This is a genomic window from Pseudomonas sp. Lb2C2 (assembly GCF_052112205.1).
GTDB classification, from domain to species: Bacteria; Pseudomonadota; Gammaproteobacteria; order Pseudomonadales; family Pseudomonadaceae; genus Aquipseudomonas; species Aquipseudomonas kilonensis.
This window is the reverse complement of sequence record NZ_JAUTYW010000003.1, coordinates 663,935-689,474: the sequence shown is the minus strand read 5'-3', so window position 1 is coordinate 689,474 and position 25,540 is coordinate 663,935. Positions and strand designations below refer to the sequence as shown.

The 25,540-nt window shown below is 62.3% G+C and carries 20 protein-coding genes; 15 read left to right on the top strand and 5 right to left on the bottom strand.

Going from position 1 to position 25,540, the window contains the following annotated elements:
- The first annotated feature begins 10 nt into the window (after positions 1–10).
- The gene (locus Q7F16_RS11415) at positions 11–1,174 is read left to right on the top strand and encodes a gamma-butyrobetaine dioxygenase (protein WP_409555801.1); all 1,164 of its coding nucleotides are present in this window, start codon (positions 11–13) and stop codon (positions 1,172–1,174) included.
- Between the two features lie 380 nt (positions 1,175–1,554).
- Complete coding sequence (locus tag Q7F16_RS11410; RefSeq protein ID WP_003206350.1) at positions 1,555–1,818, top strand: hypothetical protein; 264 nt, start codon at positions 1,555–1,557, stop codon at positions 1,816–1,818.
- A gap of 552 nt (positions 1,819–2,370) precedes the next feature.
- Here the strand turns inward: Q7F16_RS11410 and Q7F16_RS11405 are convergent.
- Together Q7F16_RS11405 and Q7F16_RS11400 are read right to left on the bottom strand one after the other, a co-directional pair.
- A complete protein-coding gene (locus tag Q7F16_RS11405) occupies positions 2,371–3,474 on the bottom strand; it encodes a GlxA family transcriptional regulator (protein ID WP_013694424.1) in 1,104 nt (367 codons plus the stop codon).
- A 516-nt stretch (positions 3,475–3,990) separates the two neighbouring features.
- On the bottom strand, positions 3,991–5,367 hold the full coding sequence (locus Q7F16_RS11400; RefSeq protein ID WP_409555800.1) for an L-serine ammonia-lyase: 1,377 nt from the start codon (positions 5,365–5,367) through the stop codon (positions 3,991–3,993).
- 423 nt (positions 5,368–5,790) lie between these two features.
- Here Q7F16_RS11400 and Q7F16_RS11395 point away from each other — a divergent pair, with 423 nt between their 5' ends.
- The 12 genes from Q7F16_RS11395 (at position 5,791) to yccS (ending at position 23,036) form a co-directional block, all read left to right on the top strand.
- Positions 5,791–6,738 (top strand): choline ABC transporter substrate-binding protein, encoded by a 948-nt coding sequence (locus Q7F16_RS11395; RefSeq protein ID WP_018612347.1) that lies wholly within the window; start codon positions 5,791–5,793, stop codon positions 6,736–6,738.
- Between the two features lie 70 nt (positions 6,739–6,808).
- Positions 6,809–7,654 carry a choline ABC transporter permease subunit gene (choW, locus tag Q7F16_RS11390; protein ID WP_014340605.1) on the top strand — a complete coding sequence of 282 codons (846 nt, stop codon included), beginning with the start codon at positions 6,809–6,811 and terminating at the stop codon, positions 7,652–7,654.
- A complete protein-coding gene (gene choV / locus Q7F16_RS11385) occupies positions 7,651–8,829 on the top strand; it encodes a choline ABC transporter ATP-binding protein (protein ID WP_409555799.1) in 1,179 nt (392 codons plus the stop codon). The genes choW and choV overlap by 4 nt, the downstream gene beginning before the upstream one ends.
- A gap of 269 nt (positions 8,830–9,098) precedes the next feature.
- A complete protein-coding gene (betI, locus tag Q7F16_RS11380; protein WP_014340607.1) occupies positions 9,099–9,719 on the top strand; it encodes a transcriptional regulator BetI in 621 nt (206 codons plus the stop codon).
- Positions 9,720–9,799: 80 nt separating this feature from the next.
- Positions 9,800–11,272 carry a betaine-aldehyde dehydrogenase gene (gene betB / locus Q7F16_RS11375; protein ID WP_204127293.1) on the top strand — a complete coding sequence of 491 codons (1,473 nt, stop codon included), beginning with the start codon at positions 9,800–9,802 and terminating at the stop codon, positions 11,270–11,272.
- Positions 11,273–11,420: 148 nt separating this feature from the next.
- Positions 11,421–13,124: a choline dehydrogenase gene (gene betA / locus Q7F16_RS11370; protein ID WP_409555798.1), complete on the top strand. Its 1,704-nt coding sequence runs from the start codon at positions 11,421–11,423 to the stop codon at positions 13,122–13,124.
- Between the two features lie 160 nt (positions 13,125–13,284).
- Positions 13,285–14,727 carry a TldD/PmbA family protein gene (locus Q7F16_RS11365; protein ID WP_409555797.1) on the top strand — a complete coding sequence of 481 codons (1,443 nt, stop codon included), beginning with the start codon at positions 13,285–13,287 and terminating at the stop codon, positions 14,725–14,727.
- A 1-nt stretch (position 14,728) separates the two neighbouring features.
- Positions 14,729–16,066 (top strand): TldD/PmbA family protein, encoded by a 1,338-nt coding sequence (locus Q7F16_RS11360; RefSeq protein WP_409555796.1) that lies wholly within the window; start codon positions 14,729–14,731, stop codon positions 16,064–16,066.
- Between the two features lie 70 nt (positions 16,067–16,136).
- Positions 16,137–17,603, top strand: coding sequence for a multidrug transporter subunit MdtD (mdtD, locus tag Q7F16_RS11355; RefSeq protein WP_148272481.1), 1,467 nt, complete (start codon positions 16,137–16,139; stop codon positions 17,601–17,603).
- 318 nt (positions 17,604–17,921) lie between these two features.
- Complete coding sequence (gene dbpA, locus Q7F16_RS11350; protein ID WP_233903712.1) at positions 17,922–19,259, top strand: ATP-dependent RNA helicase DbpA; 1,338 nt, start codon at positions 17,922–17,924, stop codon at positions 19,257–19,259.
- A gap of 179 nt (positions 19,260–19,438) precedes the next feature.
- Positions 19,439–20,617, top strand: a complete 1,179-nt coding sequence (locus tag Q7F16_RS11345) for an NAD(P)/FAD-dependent oxidoreductase (RefSeq protein ID WP_046063282.1) — start codon at positions 19,439–19,441, stop codon at positions 20,615–20,617.
- A 235-nt stretch (positions 20,618–20,852) separates the two neighbouring features.
- Positions 20,853–23,036 (top strand): YccS family putative transporter, encoded by a 2,184-nt coding sequence (gene yccS / locus Q7F16_RS11340; protein ID WP_046063281.1) that lies wholly within the window; start codon positions 20,853–20,855, stop codon positions 23,034–23,036.
- A gap of 135 nt (positions 23,037–23,171) precedes the next feature.
- On the opposite strand, the gene Q7F16_RS11335 is transcribed toward yccS, so the two are convergent.
- A complete protein-coding gene (locus tag Q7F16_RS11335) occupies positions 23,172–23,909 on the bottom strand; it encodes a substrate-binding periplasmic protein (RefSeq protein ID WP_409555795.1) in 738 nt (245 codons plus the stop codon).
- Between the two features lie 261 nt (positions 23,910–24,170).
- Here Q7F16_RS11335 and Q7F16_RS11330 point away from each other — a divergent pair, with 261 nt between their 5' ends.
- The gene (locus Q7F16_RS11330; RefSeq protein WP_014340616.1) at positions 24,171–24,623 is read left to right on the top strand and encodes a GNAT family N-acetyltransferase; all 453 of its coding nucleotides are present in this window, start codon (positions 24,171–24,173) and stop codon (positions 24,621–24,623) included.
- Positions 24,624–24,728: 105 nt separating this feature from the next.
- On the opposite strand, the gene Q7F16_RS11325 is transcribed toward Q7F16_RS11330, so the two are convergent.
- Entirely contained in the window at positions 24,729–25,025 is a 297-nt protein-coding gene (locus Q7F16_RS11325) for a winged helix-turn-helix domain-containing protein (RefSeq protein WP_046063279.1), read from the bottom strand.
- A 4-nt stretch (positions 25,026–25,029) separates the two neighbouring features.
- Positions 25,030–25,533: a M48 metallopeptidase family protein gene (locus tag Q7F16_RS11320; RefSeq protein ID WP_024619094.1), complete on the bottom strand. Its 504-nt coding sequence runs from the start codon at positions 25,531–25,533 to the stop codon at positions 25,030–25,032.
- Positions 25,534–25,540 lie beyond the last annotated feature (7 nt).

Here is a 25,540-nt window from a genome sequence, read left to right as displayed (position 1 = left end):
GGAGATCGCCATGAACACCGCCGCCGCTTTTGCCGACTTCCGCCGTTATCCCCTGATCTTCCCCTTGACCGCCGCCACGCCGTTGGCCGACCGGGTGCAAGTGACGTGGGCCGACGGCCGGACCAGCCCCTTTCATCACCCGTGGCTGCGGGACAACTGCCCGTGCGCCCAATGCGTCTACAGCGTCACCCGCGAGCAGGTGCTGGAGATCGTCGACGTCCCTGAAGACATGACCCCCAGTGCGACCCGCCTCGACGACGAAGGTTGCCTGTGCGTGGACTGGCAGGACGGTCACCAGAGCCGTTTCGACCCCGGCTGGCTGCGCGCCCACGCCTACGATGACCAATCCCGCGCCGAGCGCCTGGCGAACAAGCCCCGGCGCCAACTGTGGCGGCACGACCTGCAATTGCCAGTGTTCGATTACCCGGCGCTGATGGACGATGACGATGCGTTGTTGCAATGGTTGCTGGCGGTCCGCGACATCGGCCTGACCCAGGTGCGCGGCGTGCCCACCGAACCCGGTTCGCTGAAACGGGTTGCCCAACGCATTTCCTTCATCCGCGAGAGCAACTTCGGCGTGCTGTTCAACGTGCAGTCCAAGGCCGATGCCGACAGCAACGCCTACACCGCCTTCAACCTGCCGCTGCACAGCGACCTGCCGACCCGGGAATTGCAGCCGGGGCTGCAATTCCTGCATTGCCTGGTGAATGACGCCGACGGTGGCGAGAGCATTTTTGTCGACGGTTTTGCCATTGCCGAGACCCTGCGCCAGGAAGACCCCGAGGCCTTCGACGCGCTGTGCCGGATCCCGGTGGAATTTCGCAACAAGGACCGTCGCAGCGACTACCGCTGCCTGGCGCCGATCATCGCGCTGGACGCCTTGGGGCAGGTTTCGGAAATCCGCATGGCAAACTTCCTGCGCGGGCCGTTCGACACCTCGGCCGAGCAGATGCCCAGGCTTTACCGCGCCTACCGCCGCTTCATCGCCCTGACCCGCGAGCCACAATTTCGCCTGATACAGCGTCTCGAGCCCGGCCAGCTCTGGTGCTTCGACAACCGCCGCACGCTCCACGCCCGCAATGCCTTCGACCCGGCTTCCGGGGCCCGGCATTTCCAGGGGTGCTATGTGGATCGGGATGAGTTGCTGTCGCGGATTCTGGTTCTGCAGCGCTAGACCGCGTCATCGTTCATCGCGAGCAAGCTCGCTCCCACAGGGGTTCTGCGTCGTTCACAAAATCTAATGTGGGAGCGAGCTTGCTCGCGATGACAATCCACCAGACACCCAAGCTTTCCCTGATTCACAGGCAAAAAAATCCCCGATCAAGCCGTGACAGGATCGGGGCAGGAGCGTTACTGGAGGAGCTGTCGCGCGAGGGTGACCAAACCATCGTGATTCAGCTTGGGGCCAGTGTGCCCAGTCCAACCCCGTGCAAGTTAGCCGAAAACGACGCCTCCATAGTCATTCATGACATTGCGACCATTTGCCCTTGCCGCCGCTTCGGGTGGCTACCAGAATCGAGACACGACCCCAATCCCTGAACAAGGAAAAGCGTCATGATGTACGCCGATTTGATCGACCAGGAAGACCTGCTGGGCCATCTCAAGGCCCTCGGCCTGCAAATACCCAGTGGCTCCACCGCCGAGCAGGCGTGCGAGTGTGCCGTGCGGGGGCTGGACACCGTCCGTGCCAATGAATTGCGGCGGATGGTCAAGGAGATGTACACCAGCAGCGCCACCATCCTGCCGGCGGTGCGCCAGGCGATCGATAAGCAGCTGTTGCCGGCTCTGACGGATTACCAGCAAAACCATAGCGCCTGACAGAACCCAATTGCTCCCACAGGATCTGTGTCGTTCACAAAACCTGTGGGAGCCAGCTTGCTCGCGATGGCGGCCTGACTGAGTACATATCCGTTGCTGCGGTAACGGCCACTTATGGTTCCGCTTTTACAGCGGGTCACTTTCGAAAAGCCCGGAAGCCGGCCCAGTCGAAAGTAACCAAAGCGCTTCTGCCCCACCACTCGGTGCCTCGCTTAGGCTCGGCATGCCCGAACGCAGGCATTGTTCCGTGGGCCCGCCGCGAAGGGCCATCCATGGCCCAGCGCGGCTAACCCGGCATCCATGCCGGGTTGCCCACTGCGCAATGCCTGCGTTCGGCCAGCGTGGTTAACGGGGCGCCGAGATCAACGTCCACCGCGAGGCGGCCTAGTAGCCGACCTGGCTCTCCCGGTCGTACACCCATCAGACTTGTTTGAGCAGGTCCTGTGGGAGCAAAGCTTGCTCGCGAGGCGGCCTGACAGCCGACCTGTCTCTCCAGCCAAACCCCAATCCAACTGTGGGAGCGAGCTTGCTCGCGATGAAGGCGCTACGGTCTCAGAGCCTCACACTGGCAAACGTCGACTCATTACGCGCCTGGCTCAACGCCGACAGCGGCCCGGACAATGGCGACAGCACCAGCGCTTGCGGCAGAGGCATCATCGCCACCTGTTGCGTGGTGTTGGAACCGACGCGCTCGTCCCGTGGTGGAATGCCGAAGTATTCGCGGTAGCACTTGGAGAAGTGCGGGGTGGAGACGAAGCCGCACACCGAGGCCACTTCGATGATCGACATCGGCGTCTGCTTGAGCAGTTGCCGTGCACGAATCAGCCGCAGTTTGAGGTAATAGCGCGATGGCGAGCAGTGCAGGTATTTCTGGAACAGCCGCTCCAACTGACGCCGGGACACGGCGACGTACACCGCCAGTTCGTCCAGGTCGATCGGCTCTTCGAGGTTGGCCTCCATCAGCGCGACGATTTCCTGCAGCTTCGGCTGGTTGGTGCCGAGCATGTGCTTGAGCGGTACACGCTGGTGATCCTGTTCGTTGCGGATACGCTCGTAGACAAACATTTCCGAGATCGCCGCCGACAGCTCACGCCCGTGATCGCGACTGATCAGGTGCAGCATCATGTCCAGCGGCGCGGTGCCGCCGGAGCTGGTGAAGCGGTTGCGGTCAAGGGTGAACAAACGGGTGCTCATCGACACCCGTGGGAAAGCTTCCTGCATTGCCGCCAGGCATTCCCAGTGCACGCTGCAATCGAAACCGTCCAGCAGGCCGGCGCAGGCCAGGGCCCAACTGCCGGTGCAGACCGCGCCGAGGCGACGGGATTGGCGGGCCTGGCCTTGCAGCCAAGACACGTGTTCGCGGGTCACGGTGCGCTGGATGCCGATGCCGCCACAAACGATGACAGTATCCAGGGCCGGCGCCTTGTGCATGGAGGCGTCGGGGGTGATCTGCAAGCCGTCGCTGGCCCAGACCTGGCCGCCATCGACTGTAAGGGTCGTCCAGCGATACAGCTCGCGACCGGAGAGTTGGTTGGCCATGCGTAGCGGTTCTACCGCGGACGCCAGGGAAATCAGCGTGAAATTGTCCAGCAGCAAAAAGCCGATGGATTGAGGCGCACGGTTCTGGGGTTGGGCCCCGGAGTTGGACGTCGTCATCGCGGTATCTCCTCACACAAAGCGGGTGATGGCCTCAGGCGGAGGCTCTTTTTATTGGTTATTGCCCTCGTTCTCACAAAGGAGCTGGGCTTTACAGCAATAGAGCAATTGCCATGCCTAAAATTGAATACGCGTTCAATAAATCCTGAAAACGACATCACGACCTGTCTATATAAGGCGTGCATCGACTACGGGTTATGAGCGCCATCAAGGGCGGCAGGCACCTGTCACAGCGGGCCGTGAGCAGTTCGGTAGCACTTGTGGGAACTGGGCTGCGCCGCTTGCGCAACGAGTATCACCACAGGTGCGGATGACGGACGGTCGAGCGTGATTCAGCGGCTGGCTCGACAACAGGGGGCTTGTCTGTTTGCGACGCGCTAAAAGGTGGCGCGTTCGCAGATCGGTGTTCATTTTACGAGCGGTTTTCGCTCTTGTGGATAAAGGGAATCATCTGTGGGAGCAAAGCTTGCTCCCACAGAAAACCCTCTTGCCACAGAGCGTTGTGCAAACAAGGTTTCAGCACTCCACCGCACTGACCGCCAAGCCGCCGCGCGAGGTTTCTTTATATTTGTCATGCATGTCGGCACCGGTATCACGCATGGTGCGGATCACCCGGTCCAGGGAGATGAAATGCTGGCCATCCCCGCGCAAGGCCATTTGGGCGGCGTTGATGGCCTTGACCGCGGCGATCGCGTTGCGCTCGATGCACGGCACCTGCACCAGGCCGCCCACTGGGTCGCACGTCAGGCCGAGGTTGTGTTCCAAGCCGATTTCCGCCGCGTTGCACAGTTGTTCCGGCGTGGCCCCGAGGATCTCCGCCAGACCGGCCGCCGCCATGGCGCAAGCCGATCCCACCTCGCCCTGGCAACCGACTTCGGCGCCGGAAATCGATGCGTTCTTCTTGCACAGGATCCCGACGGCCGCCGCGCCGAGGAAGTAATCCACGACGTTGGCGTCGGTGACCGCTTCGCTGAACTTCATGAAGTAATGCAGCACCGCCGGAATGATCCCCGCCGCGCCATTGGTCGGCGCCGTGACCATGCGCCCGCCGGCGGCGTTCTCTTCGTTGACCGCCAGGGCGAACAGGTTGACCCACTCCATGGCACTGAGGGTCGAGCCGATGACATTGGGTTTGTTCAATTCTTGCAAGCTGCGATGCAACTTGGCCGCCCGCCGACGCACATTCAAACCGCCCGGCAGGATGCCTTCATGCTTGAGCCCCTGCTCGACGCAATCCTGCATGGCCCGCCAGAGCTTCATCAGGCCGCTGCGAATCTCGTCTTCCGAACGCCAGACCTTTTCGTTGGCCATCATCAAGTCGGCCACCCGCAGGTTGTGGCTGCGGCACAACTGGAGCAACTCTTCGGCACTGGAAAAATCGTAAGGCAGTTCGGTGCGATCCAGGTCCACTACACCGCTGGTGGCCTGGGCCTGATCGACAACGAAACCACCGCCGACCGAGTAATAGGTATCACGGTGCAGCTCGCCGTTGGCGGCCTCGGCCACCAGCGTCATTGCATTGGGATGGAACGGCAGGTTCTCGTCGATCAGGCGCATGTCCCGGGACCAGATGAACGGCACCGACAGGCGACCGTCGAGCAGCAGGGCCTGGGTTTCACGCAGCCGCTCGATGCACGGGCCGATCTGCGACGGGTCGATTGCATCCGGCCACTCGCCCATCAAGCCCATGATCACCGCGTTATCGCTGCCATGGCCGATGCCAGTGGCCGAAAGCGACCCGTAGAGCTGAACTTCCACCCGCGCTACTTGTTCCAAAAGTCCTCGCTCACGCAAACCTTGCACGAACAATGCGGCGGCACGCATGGGGCCCACGGTGTGTGAGCTGGACGGGCCGATACCGATTTTGAACAGGTCGAAAACGCTGATTGCCATTGCCGAGAACCTCCAGAACAGGCACATCCGGGCGCAGGAGCGTCCGGTGACGGAGCTGCTACGCTCAACGCCGGGATGGCCGCATCATCCGGTTTTTGTCATGGCGCCCGACGTCTGACACCGACGCAATCATGCCCAGCAGCGCCGCCCCGTCCTGCCCCCGGCTTTGCGGCGTTTTTCTGCGTATCAGGGGCCCATCAGGGGCGGAAAAAATCTGTAAACGACGTCACCAACACTGGATGCGACCCTCCCTGTACTGGATACGACCCACCCTGTAGGCGTCAGATTTGCACTGGTACATGATCGGTTACGGCTCGTTTGCAAGGCCGCGTGTCAGAGAGTGCCCACGCGCCACCAACCGCAACATCCCATAAGCGCGGCGTCCTGACCGGACACCGCCGATAAAACACCAGGAGTCCACCCATGAAAGGTTCCACATCGTTGTTGTTGGCCGCCATGCTGAGTCTTCCGATGCTGGCCAACGCTGCTGAACCCGAACAGTGCAGCACCGTCAACTTCTCCGACGTCGGCTGGACCGACATCACTGTGACCACCGCCACCACCAGCGTGGTGCTCGACGCCCTCGGCTACAAGACCAAGACCACCATGATTTCCGTGCCCGTGACCTACAAGTCCCTGGCCGACGGCAAGAACATGGACGTGTTCCTCGGCAACTGGATGCCGACCATGGAAAACGACATCAAGTCGTACCGCGAAGCCGGCACCGTGGAAACCGTGCGCACCAACCTCAAGGGCGCCAAGTACACCCTCGCCGTCCCCCAGGGTTTGTATGACAAAGGCCTGCACGACTTCGCCGATATCCCCAAATTCAAGAAAGAGCTGGACGGCAAGATCTACGGGATCGAGCCTGGCAACGACGGCAATCGCCTGATCCAGAGCATGATCGAAAAGAACGCCTTCGGCCTGAAGGACGCGGGCTTCAAAGTCGTCGAGTCGAGTGAAGCCGGCATGCTCTCGCAGGTCGACCGCGCCGCCAAGCGCGGCACCGACGTGGTGTTCCTCGGCTGGGCGCCACATCCGATGAACACCCGCTTCAAAATCCAATACCTGACCGGCGGCGACGACTTCTTCGGCCCCGACTTCGGTGCCGCAACCGTGGCGACCAACACCCGCAAGGGCTACAGCCAGGAATGCAGCAACGTTGGCCAGCTGTTGAAAAACCTGGAGTTCACCGTCGATATGGAAAGCACACTGATGGGCAACGTGCTCGACGACAAGATGAAGCCTGAGGCCGCCGCCAAGGCCTGGCTGAAGAAAAACCCACAGGTACTCGATACCTGGCTGGCTGGCGTGACCACCATTGACGGTAAACCTGGCCTGGAAGCCGTGAAAGCCAAGCTCGCGCAATAACTGTTTATGTTATGCCGGGCGGGTTCGCTCGCCCGGGCTGTTTATCCCTTGCATGCGGACGTTCACTACCATGCTCATTGATCAGAAAATACCCTTGGGCCAGTACATCGCGGGCTTTGTCGAATGGTTGACGCAAAACGGCGCCAACACCTTCGACGCAATCGCGCTGTTCCTGGAAACGATGATTCACGGCGTGACGTTTGCGCTGACCTGGTTCAACCCCCTGGCCCTGATCGGCCTCATCGCGCTATTGGCGCACTTCATCCAGCGCAAATGGGGCCTGACCGTATTCGTCATCGCGTCCTTCCTGCTGATTCTCAATTTGGGTTACTGGCAGGAGACCATGGAAACCCTCGCCCAGGTGCTGTTCGCGACCCTGGTCTGTGTTCTGATCGGCGTGCCGCTGGGCATTGTTGCCGCGCACAAGCCGATGTTCTACACAATGATGCGTCCGGTGCTCGATCTGATGCAGACCGTACCGACCTTCGTCTACCTCATTCCTACCCTGACCCTTTTCGGTCTGGGTGTGGTCCCGGGCCTGATCTCCACGGTGGTATTCGCGATTGCCGCGCCCATCCGCCTGACCTACCTGGGCATCCGCGACGTACCGGACGAACTGATGGACGCCGGCAAAGCCTTCGGCTGCTCCCGTCGCCAGCTCCTGTCGCGCATTGAACTGCCCCATGCGATGCCGAGCATCGCCGCCGGTATCACCCAGTGCATCATGCTGTCGTTGTCGATGGTGGTGATCGCCGCGCTGGTGGGTGCCGATGGCCTGGGCAAACCCGTGGTCAACGCACTGAACACCGCCGATATCGCCCTGGGCTTCGAAGCCGGCCTGGCGATCGTCCTGCTGGCAATCATGCTCGACCGAATCTGCAAACAACCCGACGCCAAAGTAGGGGGTGACGCATGAGCATAATTCGTTTTGAAGACGTCGATGTGATCTTCGCCAGGGATCCACGCGAAGCGCTCAAGCTGCTCGACCAGGGCATGACTCGCAACGAAATCCTGAAGAAAACCGGGCAAATCGTCGGCGTGGAAAAAGCCAGCCTGGACATCGAGAAAGGCGAAATCTGTGTCTTGATGGGCCTGTCCGGCTCCGGCAAATCCAGCCTGCTGCGCTGCATCAACGGCCTGAACACCGTCAGCCGCGGCAAGCTGTTCGTCGAACACGAAGGCCGGCAGATCGACATCGCCTCCTGCACCCCCGCCGAACTGAAGATGATGCGCACCAAGCGCATCGCCATGGTGTTCCAGAAGTTCGCCCTGATGCCTTGGCTGACGGTGCGCGAGAACATCAGCTTCGGTCTGGAAATGCAGGGCCGTCCTGAGAAAGAACGCCGCAAGCTGGTGGATGAGAAGCTGGAGCTGGTGGGCCTGACCCAATGGCGCAACAAGAAGCCCGACGAGTTGTCCGGCGGCATGCAGCAACGGGTCGGCCTGGCCCGCGCCCTGGCAATGGACGCCGACATCCTGTTGATGGATGAACCGTTCTCGGCCCTCGACCCGCTGATCCGCCAGGGCCTGCAAGACGAACTGCTGGAACTGCAACGCAAGCTGAGCAAGACCATCGTGTTCGTCAGCCACGACCTCGACGAAGCCCTGAAGCTGGGCAGCCGTATCGCGATCATGAAAGACGGCCGGATCATCCAGTACAGCAAGCCGGAAGAAATCGTGCTGAACCCGGCGGACGACTACGTGCGCACCTTCGTTGCCCACACCAACCCGCTCAACGTCCTGTGCGGTCGCAGCCTGATGCGCACCCTGGACAACTGCAAGCGCATCAACGGTTCTGTGTGCCTGGATCCGGGCGGCGACTCCTGGCTCGACCTGGCCGAAGGCAACACCATCAAGGGCGCCCGGCAGAACGGCACGGCACTGGACCTGCAAAACTGGGTACCGGGGCAAGCCGTCGAAGAGCTGGGCCGGCGTCCGACCCTGGTGGACTCCAACATCGGCATGCGCGACGCGCTGCAGATTCGCTACCAGACCGGCAACAAACTGGTGCTTCACGATAACCAGCAAGTCGTCGGGATCCTGGGCGACAGCGAGCTGTACCACGCACTGCTGGGCAAGAACCTGGGCTAAGCCAACGCCAGCAAAAACGCCGCGAGATGAACGCGGCGTTTTTGTTTGAGTGGTTCTGAACGGTATTCCAGCTATCAAGCGCATTTGGCCTACATGCCAACCGACGAGTGTTATAAAGACATCCCCAAAAGTCCTCGCCCCGGCAAATAGCGACGACTTGTCATAGAACTTATTTTTTGTTGATTGAACGTTCAATCAAAACAAAATAGACTGGCTTTCGTTCCGGCAGACGACATTCGTGCGCCGGATGGCCTAAGGAGATGTGCTAGATGCCCAAGGTCGGTATGCAACCCATCCGCCGCCAACAACTGATCGAAGCCACGTTGCAAGCGGTCGATCAAGTCGGCATGGGGGACGCCAGCATTGCGCTGATCGCCCGTTTGGCCGGTGTCTCCAACGGCATCATCAGTCACTACTTTCAGGACAAGAATGGCCTGATCGCGGCCACGGCCCAGTACCTGATGACTGTCCTGAGCGAGAACGTCACCGCGCGCCGCCAGGCGCTGGAGGACACAAGCCCCCGGGCTCACCTCAAGGTGATCATCGAAGGCAACTTCGACGCCAGCCAGGTCAATGGCCCGGCAATGAAAACCTGGCTGGCCTTCTGGGCCACCAGCATGCACCACCCGTCTTTGCACAGGTTGCAGCGGATCAACGATCACCGTCTGTATTCCAACCTGTGTTGCCAGTTCCGCCGCGTGTTGCCCGTTGATCAGGCGCGCAGCGCAGCACGGGGCCTGGCCGCGCTGATTGACGGTTTGTGGCTGCGCGGAGCGCTGTCGGGAGACGCGTTCGATACCGCCCAGGCGCACCAGATCGCTTACGAATACATGGATTTCCAACTGGCCAAAGCAGGGGCACCAGAGCACACAGAACCGCTCGACTCCTGAACCGCCGCCGAACCGCGTAGTCAGCTATAAACGACACGCTCCGGTGGTCAGCCAACCACTTATGCACTTGCGAGGACTTTATGGCCCGTTTCGAACTGCAAAAACTCTACATCGATGGCGCGTACAGCGATGCCAGCGGCGACGCCACTTTCGAAGCCATCAACCCTGCCAACGGTGAAGTTCTTGCCCAAGTGCAGCGTGCGACGTTCGAGGACGTCGAGCGCGCCGTGGTCAGCGCCGAAAAGGGCCAGAAAGTCTGGGCCGCCATGACCGCCATGCAGCGCTCGCGCATCCTGCGTCGCGCCGTGGACATCCTGCGCGAGCGCAACGATGAGTTGGCCGCCCTGGAAACCCTGGACACCGGCAAGGCCTACTCCGAAACCCGCTACGTCGACATCGTCACCGGTGCCGACGTGCTGGAATACTACGCCGGCCTGGTGCCGGCCATCGAAGGCGAACAGGTTCCGCTGCGCACCACTTCATTCGTCTACACCCGTCGCGAGCCCCTGGGCGTGGTGGCCGGTATCGGCGCGTGGAACTACCCGATCCAGATCGCCCTGTGGAAATCCGCCCCAGCCCTGGCGGCCGGTAACGCGATGATCTTCAAGCCGAGCGAAGTCACCTCGCTGACCACCCTGAAACTGGCCGAGATCTACACCGAGGCCGGTGTTCCAGCGGGTGTGTTCAACGTCCTGACCGGCAGCGGCCGTGAAGTCGGCACCTGGCTGACCGAGCACCCGCGCATCGAGAAAATCTCCTTTACCGGCGGCACCGACACCGGCAAGAAAGTCATGGCCAGCGCCTCGAGCTCTTCGCTCAAGGACGTGACCATGGAGCTGGGCGGCAAGTCGCCGCTGATCATCTTCGACGACGCCGACCTGGATCGCGCCGCCGACACCGCGATGATGGCCAACTTCTACAGCTCCGGCCAGGTCTGCACCAACGGCACTCGGGTGTTCGTGCCGAGCCACCTCAAGGCGGCCTTCGAAGCCAAGATCGCCGAGCGTGTGGCACGCATCCGCATCGGTAATCCTGAGGACGAAAACACCAACTTCGGCCCGCTGGTGAGCTTCGCCCACATGGAAAGCGTGCTGGGCTACATCGCGAAAGGTAAAGCCGAAGGCGCGCGCCTGCTGTGCGGTGGTAGTCGCCTGACCGACGGCGAATTGGCCAAGGGCGCGTTCGTCGCCCCGACCGTGTTCACCGATTGCACCGACGAGATGACCATCGTGCGTGAAGAAATCTTCGGCCCGGTGATGAGCATCCTCACCTATGACACCGAAGAAGAAGTGATCCGCCGCGCCAACGACACCGACTTCGGCCTGGCCGCCGGCGTCGTGACCCGCGACCTGAACCGCGCCCACCGTGTGATCCACCAGCTCGAAGCCGGCATCTGCTGGATCAACGCCTGGGGTGAGTCGGCGGCTGAAATGCCGGTCGGTGGCTACAAGCAATCAGGCGTGGGCCGTGAGAACGGTATCAGCTCGCTGAACAACTTCACCCGCATCAAATCGGTACAGGTCGAGTTGGGCGATTACACGTCGGTGTTCTGATCTGGCATTTGCTTCGCCGGCCAGGCCGCCATCGCGAGCAAGCTCGCTCCCACATTGGGATGAGATCTCCTGTGGGAGCGAGCTTGCTCGCGATCGAGTGCAAAGCACTCGCCAACCCTGAACCCAATTCCAGAAGAGGGTGCATTTCATGTCCCAAGAATTCGATTACATCATCATCGGCGCCGGTTCGGCCGGTAACACCCTGGCCACCCGCCTGACCGAAGACGAAGGCGTCACCGTCCTGCTGCTCGAAGCCGGCGGTCCGGACTATCGCCTGGACTTCCGCACGCAAATGCCTGCCGCCCTGGCGTTCCCGCTGCAAGGCCGGCGCTACAACTGGGCCTACGAAACCGACCCGGAGCCACACATGGATGGCCGCCGCATGGAATGCGGTCGCGGCAAGGGCCTGGGTGGTTCTTCGCTGATCAACGGCATGTGCTACATCCGCGGCAACGCCCTGGACTATGACAACTGGGCCAAGCTGCCGGGCCTGGAAGACTGGACCTACCTCGATTGCCTGCCGTATTTCCGTAAAGCCGAAACCCGCGACATCGGCCCGAACGATTACCACGGTGGCGACGGCCCGGTCAGCGTGACCACGCCCAAGGCCGGCAACAACCCGCTGTTCCACGCCATGGTCGAAGCCGGCGTGCAGGCCGGTTACCCGCGTACAGAAGACCTCAATGGTTACCAGCAGGAAGGTTTCGGCCCGATGGACCGGACCGTCACGCCCAACGGCCGTCGCGCCAGCACCGCGCGCGGTTACCTGGACGTCGCCAAGAAGCGCTCGACCCTGACCATCGTCACCCACGCCCTGACCGACAAGATCCTGTTCGAAGGCAAACGTGCAGTCGGCGTGCGTTACCTGGTGGGCGCCGCCGAAGAGCGCGTCGAAGCCCGGGCACGCAAGGAAGTGCTGCTGTGCTCCGGCGCCATCGCCTCGCCGCAGATCCTCCAGCGTTCCGGTGTCGGCCCAGCCAAGCTGCTGGAAAGCCTCGACATCCCGGTGGTTCACGATCTGCCAGGCGTCGGTGAAAACCTGCAGGACCACTTGGAGCTGTATCTGCAATACGCCTGCACCCAACCGGTTTCCCTGTATCCGTCGCTGCTCTGGTACAACCAGCCGGCCATCGGTGCCGAGTGGCTGTTCAACGGCACCGGGATTGGCGCCAGCAACCAGTTCGAGGCCGGCGGTTTCATCCGCACCCGTCCGGAATTCGATTGGCCGAACATCCAGTATCACTTCCTGCCGGTGGCGATTAACTACAACGGCAGCAACGGTGTGAAGGAACACGGTTTCCAGGCGCACATGGGTTCCATGCGCTCGCCAAGCCGTGGCCGGATCCAGGCCAAGTCCAAGGACCCACGCCAGCACCCGAGCATCCTGTTCAACTACATGGCGACCGAGCAGGACTGGCAGGAATTTCGCGATGGCATCCGCCTGACCCGCGAGATCATGCAGCAGCCGGCGCTCGATCCGTTCCGTGGCCGCGAGATCAGCCCGGGCATCGAGGTGCAGACGGACGAGCAGTTGGACCAGTTCATCCGCGAGCACGCCGAAACCGCGTTCCACCCATCCTGCTCGTGCAAGATGGGCACCGATGACATGGCGGTGGTGGACGGCGAAGGCCGTGTGCACGGCATGCAAGGGTTGCGCGTGGTGGATGCCTCGATCATGCCGATCATCACCACCGGCAACCTGAACGCGCCGACGATCATGATCGCCGAGAAAATCGCCGACAAAATCCGCGGCCGCAACCCCCTGCCACGCAGCACCGCATCGTACTTCGTGGCCGGCGATGCGCCGGTGCGTGGCAAGCCAATGCGTGAAGTGGGGCCTAACGCCCAGTAAGCCTCAGGGCCGCCATCGCGAGCCTGCTCGCGATGGCGGCCAACCTGACACCCCAAAACTCCCATCTGCCTTGATCCCTCCCCCGCCCCAGGCCTACTCTAGAGCCACCGCGTCAACACGCCGCACCTCGCAGCATCGTCACTCCAGACAAGGAGGTTCCATGTTCGACTTCCACCCCCAGCTCAAGCAGCGTTTTGCTGCCTTGCGCACGGGCGCTGAATTCTTTTCCCTGCGTTACGTGCGCGAGTCCGGCCAGCATTTGTCGGTGCGCAAGAATGTCGCCGAACCGCCCAGCCTGGGCCGTGATGAAGGGGCGATGCTCACCGTGCGGGTCAACGGGGTCGAGGCGTATGCCGCTACCAACGACCTGTCCCAGGCCGGCCTGCAAGCGGCACTGGAACGCGCCGAGCAACATGCGCGCGGGCTCAAGCCCCATGCCCTGCTGGACCTGCGCGAGCAAGCGGTGTCCAGCGACCGCGCCGATTACTTCTCGCCGAATTTCGACCAGGCCTTCCCGCCACTGAGCGATTGCTACCAATTGCTCGGCGACGAATCAGCCGCAGTGCCCCAGGACGAGCGCCTGGTGAACTGGCAAGCCAGCATCGGCCTGACCCAGGTCGAGCAGATCTACCTCAACAGTGCCGGCGCTGAACTGCGCCAGGCCCAACGCTTCATCTACCCGGCTCTGGAAGTCACCGCCTTCGACGGCAACGACAGCCAGACCCGTACCCTGGGCCGGGAAAATTTCGGCCAGCAAGGCGGCTTCGATGTAATCAGCCGCAGCGGCCTGATCGGCGCCGGCCGGAAAATCGCCGACCAGGCCCTGCAACTGCTGCTGGCGCCAAACACACCACAAGGCCCCCGCGACCTGCTGCTGATGCCCGACCAGATGATGCTGCAGATCCACGAGTCCATCGGTCATCCGCTGGAACTGGACCGCATCCTCGGGGACGAGCGCAATTACGCCGGCACCAGCTTCGTCAAGGCCAGCGATTTCGGCCACCTGCAATATGGCTCCAGCCTGTTGAACGTGACCTTCGACCCGGACATTCCCGAAGAACTGGCGAGCTACAGCCATGATGACGACGGCAGCGCCGCCAGCAAGCAGTTCCTGATTCGTGAAGGCCTGTTGCTGCGTCCATTGGGCGGCGCGCTGTCACAGTTCCGCGCCGGCCTCGACGGTGTCGCCAACAGCCGCGCCTGCGGCTGGAATCGTCCGCCCATCGACCGCATGGCGAACCTGAACATCGAACCCGGCGACCAGTCCCTGGAACAACTGATCCAAGGCACCGAGCACGGCGTGCTGATGCGCACCAACCGCTCCTGGTCCATTGACGACGCCCGCAACAAATTCCAGTTCGGCTGCGAGTGGGGCCAGTTGATCGAGAACGGCGAGCTCAAGGGCGTGGTGAAGAACCCCAACTACCGGGGTATTTCCGCGCAATTCTGGAAGAGCCTGCGCGCCGTGGGCGATGCCTGTACCTCCCGGGTCCTGGGCACGCCGAACTGTGGCAAGGGCGAACCGAACCAGGTCATCCGCGTCGGCCATGCGTCGCCGGCCTGTGTGTTCAGCAACGTGGATGTGTTTGGGGGGGATGCCTGATATGAGCACCGTCAATAATCAGGCCGAGGCATTCAAGGTGTTGGTCGACTGGCTGCGCGATGCCCTGCATGAGCAGGAACAGTTCACCTTGGGTTATGCCGCCGAGTCCTCGGCCTTCGTGCGTTTCAACCACGCCAAGGTGCGCCAGGCCGGGCAGGTGCAGCAGGCCAATGTCAGTTTCAAATTGATCGACGACGGGCGTCACGCCGACCTGCAGATCACCTTGTCCGGCGACACCGAGACCGACCTGCAACGCCTGTCCGAGGGCCTGCAACAGCTGCGCGAAACCTTGCCGCTGCTGCCTCGCGATCCGTATCTGTTGCTCAACCCCGACCATTGGCAGAGCCATAACGTGCAGGACCATCCGTTGCCTGACACCGAGCAGGCCGTGGCGCAAATCACCCGCGCCGCCGAAGGCCTGGACCTGGTGGGGTTCTATGCGGCCGGGCCCATCAGCCGGGGTTTCGCCAGTTCATCGGGAGGATTCGGCTGGCATCAGGCCAACAGCTTCAACTTCGATTTCAGCCTGTTCCATGAAAACGGCCAGGCGGTAAAAGCCAGCTACGCCGGGCATGCGTGGAGCAGCGAAGGATTTGCCCGGCGCTTCGAGCAGGCCCGCGAGCAACTGGCGTTCCTCGGCCGTCCGCTGCGCACATTGCCGCCCGGCGAATACCGCGCCTACCTGGCGCCGGCCGCTCTGGAAGAGATCATGGGCATGCTCAGTTGGGGTGGGTTCTCGGCCCGGGCGATTGCCAGCAAGCAGAGCCCGTTGCAGAAGTTCTACGCCAACGAAGCAAGCCTGAGCCCCAACGTGTGGCTGAGCGAGCAGGTCAGTGGCTCCTTGAGCCCGGCGTTTTCCGACGAAGGTTATCCCCGCGATGACCTGGCGCTGATCGCCAAAGGCACGGCCAATGCGCAGTTGGTCAACTCCCGCAGCGCAGCCGAATACGGCCTCGCCGCCAACGGCGCCAGCAGCTACGAATACCCCACGGCGCTGGACATGCAGGGCGGACAACTGGAGCAAAAATACATCCTCGAGCAACTTGGCACCGGGCTGTACATCAGCAACCTCTGGTACCTGAACTACTCGGACCAACCGGCCGCCCGCCTGACCGGCATGACCCGCTTCGCCACGTTCTGGGTCGAGAACGGCCAGATCGTGGCGCCGGTCAGCACCATGCGTTTCGACGACAGCGTCTACAGCCTGCTCGGCTCGCAACTCGAAGCCCTGACCCGGGAGCGGGAACTGCTGCTCTCGGCCAGCACCTACAGCCAGCGGGCCACGGCCTCGATGCTGTTGCCGGGGGCGCTGGTCAAGCGGTTGACTTTGACGCTGTAAAAAAGCATCGCGGGCAAGCCTTGCTCCCACAGGATGTGCGCCGTACGTGTGGGAGCAAGGCTTGCCCGCGATGAAGCCAACAGACACCCGAACACAAACAAGAGGTCCCATGCCCAACCGTGCACCGCTCGACGCCGTCACCGCCCGCTGGCTTCCGTGGGTGGTGGCGATTGCCTTCTTCATGCAGTCCCTGGACGGGACCATCCTCAACACCGCCCTGCCCGCCATGGCCAGCGACCTGGCGGAAAACCCGCTGCGCATGCAGGGCGTGATCATTGCCTACATGCTCACCGTGGCGTTGCTGATCCCGGCCTCGGGCTGGATTGCCGACCGCTTCGGCACCAAGAAGATTTTCTTCGGGGCGATCCTGCTGTTCAGCTTCGGCTCGTTGCTGTGTGCCTTGTCCAGTTCGTTGAGCATGCTGATCGGCGCCAGGGTCATCCAGGGCCTGGGCGGAGCGCTGATGCTGCCGGTGGGCAGGCTGGTGGTGCTGCGGGCGTATCCGCGCTCGGAACTGGTGCGGATCATGGGCTTCATCACCATCCCCGGCCTGCTCGGCCCGCTGATCGGGCCGACCATGGGTGGCTGGATGGTCGAATACCTGACCTGGCACTGGATCTTCATCATCAACCTGCCGGTGGGCGTGATCGGCTGTTATGCCGTGTGGAAGTTCATCCCCGACCTGCGGGGCAGCGAGCGCACGCGGTTCGATGGGTTGGGGTTCCTGCTGTTCGGCGCGGCGATGGTGCTGATCACCATCGCCATGGAGGGCCTGGGTGAACTGCACCTGCCGCACCTGCGCGTGATGCTGCTGCTGTTCGGCGGCATGGCCTGCCTGGCGGCCTATTGGCTGCGGGCCGGGCACGTCGAAAACGCGCTGTTCCCGCCATCACTGTTCAAGACCCGGACCTTCGCCGTGGGCATTCTTGGCAACCTGTTCGCGCGCCTGGGCAGCGGCGCCCTGCCGTTCCTGGTGCCGTTGCTGCTGCAAGTCGCCCTGGGTTATTCACCGTCCCAGGCAGGGATGAGCATGCTGCCCCTGGCGGCGGCGGCCATGGTCGCCAAGTCCGTGGCCCGGCCGTTGATCGAACGCCTGGGCTATCGCATCGTCCTGACCGGCAACACCCTGGCCCTGGGCCTGATGCTGGCAAGCATGGGCCTGGTCAGTGAACAGACGCCGTACTGGCTGCTGCTGGCGCAACTGGCGGTGCTGGGGGCGATCAACTCGCTGCAATTCACCGCGATGAACACCGTGACCCTGATCGACCTGGACGACGCCAGCGCCAGCAGCGGCAACAGCCTGCTGTCGGTGGTGGCGCAGCTGTCCCTGAGCCTCGGCGTGGCCTGCGCCGGCGCCTTGCTCGGCGGCTTTACCGCCCAGGTAGGCAACGACGGGGTGGAAACCGTACTGGGGGCGTTCCAGCTGACGTTCGTGACGGTGGGGATCATGGCGATGCTGGCGGCGACGATTTTTTCCCAACTGTCGAAGCAGGATGGGCGACGGGACAAGCGGCCGGATGAGCATATCGAGCATTAGACCGTAGCCTCTGTGGTGAGCAAGACACTTGTGGGAGCAAGGCTTGCCCGCGATACAGGCGACTCGGTGTTTCTGGGGGAAATGCATCGCCTGCATCGCGAGCAAGCTTTGCTCCCACAGTTTCACAGTTTCAGAGCTCCAGAGCTCCCACAGTTCTGGAATTGCCAGCCCCCCAGGGCAGGCCCTGCCCTCACAGCTCGTCCAGAACTTTCGAAGAAAGTGGCACGAGGCTGCTACACTGCGCGACATTTTGTTTTGCAGGCCAGTCCCGTGACCACCATTGCCACCGCTTTTAATACTTTGCCGCTGTCCGCCGCCATGCTGGCTAACCTCGAATCACTCGGTTATGCCCAGATGACGCCGATCCAGGCGCAAAGCTTGCCGGTGATCCTCAAGGGCATGGACCTGATCGCCCAGGCCAAGACCGGCAGCGGCAAGACCGCCGCCTTCGGCATCGGCCTGCTGAACCCGATCAACCCACGCTTCTTCGGTTGCCAGGCGCTGGTGATGTGCCCAACCCGTGAGCTGGCCGACCAGGTCGCCAAGGAAATCCGGCGCCTGGCCCGCGCCGAAGACAACATCAAGGTCCTGACCCTGTGCGGCGGCGTGTCCTTCGGCCCGCAGATCGCCTCCCTGGAACACGGCGCCCACATCATCGTCGGCACCCCTGGACGCATCCAGCAGCACCTGCGCAAGGGCTCGCTGGTTCTGGATGGCCTCAACACGCTGATCCTCGACGAAGCCGACCGCATGCTCGACATGGGTTTCTACGACGCCATCGAAGACATCATCCAGCAGACCCCGGAACGCCGCCAGACGCTGCTGTTCTCCGCCACCTACCCGGTCGGCATCAAGCAACTGTCGTCCAAGTTCATGCGTAACCCGCAGCAAGTGAAGGCCGAAGCGTTCCACTCCGATGCGCAGATCGAGCAGCGCTTCTACGAGATCTCCCCCGAGGAGCGCATGGACGCAGTGGTCAAGGTCCTGGCGCATTTCCGCCCGGCCTCTTGCGTGGCGTTCTGCTTCACCAAGCAGCAGGTCCAGGAAACCGTCGACCACTTGACGGCCAAGGGCATCTCGGCCGTCGGCCTGCACGGCGACCTGGAACAGCGCGACCGCGACCAGGTGCTGGCGATGTTCGCCAACCGCAGCACCTCGGTGCTGGTCGCCACCGACGTGGCGGCCCGCGGCCTGGACATCGATGCACTGGACATGGTGATCAACGTCGAACTGGCCCGGGACTCGGAAATCCACATCCACCGCGTCGGCCGCACTGGCCGCGCCGGTGAGAAAGGCATCGCCATCAGCTTGGTGGCGCCATCCGAAGCCCACCGCGCCCAGGCCATCGAGCAACTGCAGAAGTCGCCGCTGAGCTGGGACCAACTGGACAACCTCAAGTCCCAAGGCGGCGGCCCGCTGTTGCCGGCCATGAGCACCCTGTGCATCGGTGCCGGTCGCAAGGACAAGGTCCGCCCCGGCGACATCCTCGGCGCCCTGACCGGCGAGGCCGGCATCCCCGGCGCCCAGGTCGGCAAGATCGCGATCTTCGATTTCCAGGCCTACGTGGCCGTGGAACGCGGCATCGCCAAACAGGCCCTGCAACGCCTGAACGATGGCAAGATCAAGGGCCGCTCGTTGCGGGTGCGGATCCTGTAACCGATCGCCTGACGAACAGAGATCAAACTGTGGGAGCGAGCTGTGTGGGAGCAAGGCTTGCCCGCGATGAAAACGCCGCGGTCTCTTGAGGACCGCAGCGCCTGGATCGCGAGCAAGCTTTGCTCCCACACAGCTCGCTCCCACATTCAGTTATGTGGGAAAGCTGAGAGGACACCGTTTTGCGCTCTACCGAAGTCGTGATCATTGGCGCTGGCGCCGCGGGGTTGATGTGCGCGCTGACCGCGGCCGCGCGCGGGCGGCAGGTGATGTTGCTGGACCACGCCAACAAGGCCGGCAAGAAGATCCTCATGTCGGGCGGTGGGCGCTGCAATTTCACCAACATGTACACCGAGCCGGGCAATTTCCTTTCGCAGAACCCGCACTTCTGCAAGTCGGCCCTGGCCCGCTACACCCAGTGGGATTTCATCGCCCTGGTGGCCAAGCACGGCGTGCCCTATCACGAGAAAAAGCTCGGCCAGTTGTTCTGCGATAACAAATCCAGCGACATCCTCGGCCTGCTGTTGGATGAATGCGACCAGGCCGGCGTCAGCCTGCATCTGGACACCTCGATCACGCAGATCGAAAAAACCGACAGCGGCTACCTGCTGCAAACCACCCTCGGCGCCATCGCCTGCCAGTCCCTGGTGATCGCCACGGGCGGGCTGTCGATCCCGACCCTGGGGGCGACCGGTTTCGGCTATCAGGTGGCAAAACAGTTTGGCCATGAACTGCTGCCGACTCGCGCCGGCCTGGTGCCGTTCACCATCACCGACCAGCTCAAGACCCTCTGCACCGAACTGTCGGGCACCTCGGTGGATTGCCTGGTGAGCTGCAACGACCAGAGCTTTCGCGAGAACATCCTGTTCACCCACCGCGGCCTGAGCGGTCCGGCGATCCTGCAGATTTCCTCGTTCTGGGAACCGGGGGACACGGTGCAGATCAACCTGCTGCCCGACCACGATGTGCCGCAATGGCTGCAACAGCAGCAGGCCGAACGCCCCAACAGCGAACTCAAGACGTTGCTGGGCGAGTTGTTCACCAAGAAAATGGCCAACCTGCTGGCGGACACCTGGTTCGTGTCCAAACCCATGAAGCAGTACACCCATGCGGAGCTGGCAGACATCGCCGAGAAACTGGCGAGCTGGAACGTCGTCCCCGCCGGCACCGAAGGCTACCGCACCGCCGAAGTCACCCTGGGCGGCGTCGATACCCGGGAAGTCTCGTCCAAGACCATGGAATCGCTGAAAAGCCCCGGGCTGTATTTCATCGGCGAAGTGCTCGACGTCACCGGGCACCTGGGCGGGTTCAACTTCCAGTGGGCGTGGGCGTCGGGTTATGCGGCGGCGCAGTACGTCTGACACAACACGATTCGAATGTGGGCAATAACCCTGTGGGAGCGAGCTTGCTCGCGATGGCGGCAGTTCTGTCACATTGATGTTGACTGAACCTTCGCTATCGCGAGCAAGCTCGCTCCCACAGGGGCTCAGCGGTATACGTCGGAACACTTTTTGCTGTCAGATGTGATCGCCGCCATTGCGTCGGCGTCATTACTGCCTCAACTTAGCGTCATTGCCCGTCAGGCCCGTGCACTTCATGTCAGCGAACTCGTTTAGTCAGTCTTTGCGTCGCCTTTGGGCGTTGGATAAGTTCAGTTATAGCGTGCGGGTCTTCATCGCCCTGACCGGCAGCATGGGGCTGTGCTGGTACCTGGATGAAATGGCGCTGCTGATTCCCTTGTTCCTGGGCATCATCGCCAGCGCCCTGGCCGAGACGGACGACAGTTGGCAGGGCCGCCTCAACGCGCTGGCCGTGACCCTGGTGTGCTTCACCGTCGCGGCGTTGTCGGTGGAGCTGCTGTTCCCCTACCCCGTCCTGTTCATCATCGCCCTGGCCCTGGCGGCCTTTGGCCTGACCATGCTGGGCGCCCTGGGTGAGCGCTATGGCGCCATCGCCTCGGCCACGCTGATTCTTTCGGTCTACACCATGATCGGCGTGGACCAGCGCGGCGGCGCCGTCAACGATTTCTGGCATGAACCCCTGCTGCTGGTCGCCGGTGCCGCGTGGTACGGCTTGCTGTCGGTGTTGTGGCAGGCGTTGTTTTCCAACCAACCGGTGCAACAAAGCCTGGCGCGGCTGTTTCGCGAACTGGGGCGCTACCTGAAACTCAAATCGTCGCTCCTGGAGCCGATCCGCCAACTGGACGTCGAAGCCCGCCGCCTGGAACTGGCCCAGCAAAACGGCCGGGTGGTCGCTGCACTCAACAGCGCCAAGGAAATCATCCTGCACCGCGTGGGCAATGGCCGCCCCGGCTCGAAAGTCAGCCGGTACCTGAAGCTGTACTTCCTGGCCCAGGACATCCACGAACGCGCCAGCTCTTCTCACTACCCCTACAACGCCCTGGCCGAGGCCTTCTTCCACAGCGACGTGCTGTTCCGCTGCCAGCGCCTGCTGCGTCAGCAAGGCAAGGCCTGCCAGGCACTGGCAGAGTCGATCCAACTGCGTCAGCCGTTCGTCTACGACGCCACCTTTGCCGAGGCCCTCAACGACCTGCACGCCTCCCTCGAACACCTGCGCATCCAGAGCAACCCGGCCTGGCGCGGCTTGCTGCGTTCGTTGCGGGCACTGTCGGTGAACCTTGCCACCATGGACCGCCTGCTCAGCGACGCGAGCAACCCCGACGCCCTGGCCGACGCCACCGACAGCAGCCTGCTCGACCGTTCGCCGCGTAACCTCAAGGATGTCTGGCTGCGCTTGCGTACGCAGCTCACGCCCACCTCGCTGCTGTTCCGGCATGCCCTGCGCTTGCCCCTGGCCCTGAGTGTCGGCTACGCCATGGTGCATCTGATCCACCCGTCCCAGGGCTATTGGATCATCCTCACCACGCTGTTCGTGTGCCAACCCAACTACGGCGCCACCCGGCGCAAGCTCGGCCAGCGGATCATCGGCACCGCCATCGGCCTGACGGTGGCCTGGGCATTGTTCGATCTGTTTCCCAACCCGCTGGTGCAATCGAGCTTCGCCATTGCCGCCGGGGTGGTGTTCTTTACCAACCGCACCACCCGCTACACCCTGGCGACAGCGGGGATCACCATCATGGTGCTGTTCTGCTTCAACCAGGTGGGCGACGGCTACGGGCTGCTGTTGCCGCGGCTGTTCGATACCTTGCTCGGCAGCCTGATTGCCGGGCTGGCGGTCTTCCTGTTCCTGCCCGACTGGCAGGGCCGTCGGCTGAACAAGGTGCTGGCCAATACGCTGACCTGCAACAGCATCTACCTGCGCCAGATCATGCAGCAGTACGCCGCCGGCAAAAGCGACGACCTGGCCTATCGCCTGGCCCGACGCAACGCCCACAACGCCGATGCCGCGTTGTCCACCACCCTGGCCAACATGCTGATGGAACCGGGGCATTTCCGTAAGGAAGCCGATGTAGGGTTCCGTTTCCTGGTGCTGTCCCACACCCTGCTCAGCTACCTGTCGGGCCTGGGCGCCCACCGGGGCACCGAACTGCCGGCGCAGGTGCGCGAGCAACTGATCGATGGTGCGGGGGTGAAGCTGGCAACGAGCATCGACGAAATCGCCCAGGGCCTGGCGAGTAAAACGCCGATTGTGGTCCAAAGCGACGAGGAGGAGGCCCTGGCCAATGAGCTTGAGCAGATGCCCGATGAGATCGACGAAGGCCAGCGGTTGGTGCAGACGCAATTGGGGTTGATCTGCCGTCAGCTCGGTCCGTTGCGCACATTGGCGGCGCATTTGGTCAAGGACACCAGCGAGGCTTGAGGGTTGTGGTGTTTACACTATTGCCATCGCGAGCAAGCTCGCTCCCACAGTGGATTTGCTGTGCACACAGACTTTGCATCACAGCAGGCCCAATGTGGGAGCGAGCTTGCTCGCGATGAGGCCGGTCCAGGCATCCTACATTCCGTGGGCCTTCAATAACCGCGCATAACTCCCATCCGCCTTCATCGCCGCGATCTCCCGGTCAAACCCCGCCACGATCTGCTCGTGCTCCGGGTTCTTCAAGCTGACCAGGATGTGCAAGCTGTTTTCACTCAATGCCTTGGGCATGAATTCCACGGTGCTGCGCACCTTGGCCGATTCGCGGGCCAGGTAATAGCGGGCGACGTACTCGTCTTCCAGGGTCAACTTCACGCGGTCCGCAGCCAGCATGCGCACAGCCATCGCGAAGTTATGCACAGGGATTTTCTGCATTTTCGGGTCTTCGTCGAAGTCCTTGGAGTAGGCGTAACCGCGAACCACGGCGATGGGATAGGTCCGCAGCTGTTGCAGGCTGTCAAACTGGATCGCCTCGTCCTTGCGCTTGATGAAGCGCACGCGGTTGAGCAGGTACTCGGCCGAGAACTGACCGATGTGGGTGCGCTCCTCGCTGTACCAGGCGTTGACCAGCACGTCATACCGGCCCTCGCCGATGCCCAGCATCGCCCGGGCCCAGGGCACCTGTTCGAAGTCCGTGGCATAGCCGGCCCGCGCCAGGGCCGTGCTGACGATATCAGTCGCCAGGCCACCATTGATCAACGTGGAATCGGTAAAGGGCGGCCAGGCATCGGCGACCAGGCGCAGCTTTTGCGCGCAAGCCTCGTAGCTCAGCAACAGCAACCCGATCAACGCAAGAGCTCGATGCAATCGCGGCATGCCAAACATCCTTGACGGGTTCAAAGCCCGGTTTGTTTTTAGCCGAAACTCAACGGACATCCTCAGACATCCGGTCCTAACATTAGCTCATTGGAACCGCGGCGCAGCGCTGTCACGAAGATTACACAAAGAAGACAACCCCGCGACAGAGGAATGATGGCATTTTGGTCTTTGTCACAGATTTTCCAGTCGACCGAGAAAGAGACTTCCGGGCCCAGCACGCTTAATATCGGCATCAGGTTCTTAAGGAAATTCAAAAAAATGGATATCGAGTGGGTCTGTAAACATCACAGTGACCTGAGCAAGGAACAGCTGTATGCCATCCTCAAATTGCGTGCCGAAGTGTTCGTTGTCGAGCAGAACTGCGCCTACCCGGACGTTGACGGCCTGGATCTTGAAGGCGACACCTGCCATTTGATGGCCTGGCAGGACAACCACCTGGTGGCCTACCTGCGTTTGCTCGACCCGCACTCGCAAAACAGTGACGTGGTGATCGGGCGCGTGGTCATCGCGCCGCAAGCACGCGGCCAGGGGCTAGGCCACACGTTGATGGAACAGGCGCTCAAACAGGCCGAGAAGCATTGGCCCGGGACGTCGATCTCATTGTCGGCCCAGGCGCATTTGCAGGGGTACTACGGGCGGTACGGGTTTGAAGTGGTGGGGGTGGAATACATGGAGGATGGGATTCCACACATCGGTATGCATCGGCCCTGAGGACGCCATCGCGAGCAAGCTCGCTCCCACAGGGATCTTCAGTGAACAACGATCAAATGTGGGAGCGAGCTTGCTCGCGATTGGGCCAGCCCAGGCACCGAAAAATCAGGGATACTCCAGCACCGCCTTGATCCGCAGCAAATTCCCCTCGATCCACCCCCGATCGATCGCCCCCCAATCGCGAATCCGATAACGCCCGGCATGATTGCGCGCGCCGTCCTCTTGCTCGAACTCACAAACGATATCCAGGTCAGCCAGCGCGGCAATGGTGTCCTGGGCCGTACGCCGGGGCATGCCGGTGGCTTCGGTGAGGGCCGGGACGTTGCTGGCGCCGCCACTGTCGATCAGGTAAGCCACGTACAAGCGACGATAGAAGCTGGTCTTGGTCTTGCTGACATCCATTCGGTCATTCCTTGTGGGGTTGCAGGTCCCGCCAGGTCAGGTACACCCGCAGGTCGAATTCCAACTGGTGATACCCCGGCAGCATGTGCTCGCAGAGTTGGTAGAACGCCTTGTTGTGGTCCGACTCCTTGAAGTGCGCCAGCTCGTGCACCACGATCATGTTCAGGAACTCGGGCGCCGCGTCCTTGAATAGCGCAGCGATGCGGATTTCCTTCTTGGCCTTGAGCTTGCCGCCCTGTACCCGCGACACCGCCGTGTGCAGGCCGAGGGCGCGGTGGGTCAGGTCCAGGCGACTGTCGAACAGCACCTTGTCGATGGCTGGCGCGTTACGCAGGTATTGCTGCTTGAGGTCCAGCGCATAACCGTACAGGGCCTTGTCGCTCTGGATCGGATGCCGGCCCGGGTAGCGCTGCTGCAGGTAATCGCCCAGTCGGTCCTGGGCGATCAATTGCTGCACTTGGGCTTGCAGGGCGGCGGGGTAGGCCTGGAGGTATTTGAGCGCGGTCATCAAGGGG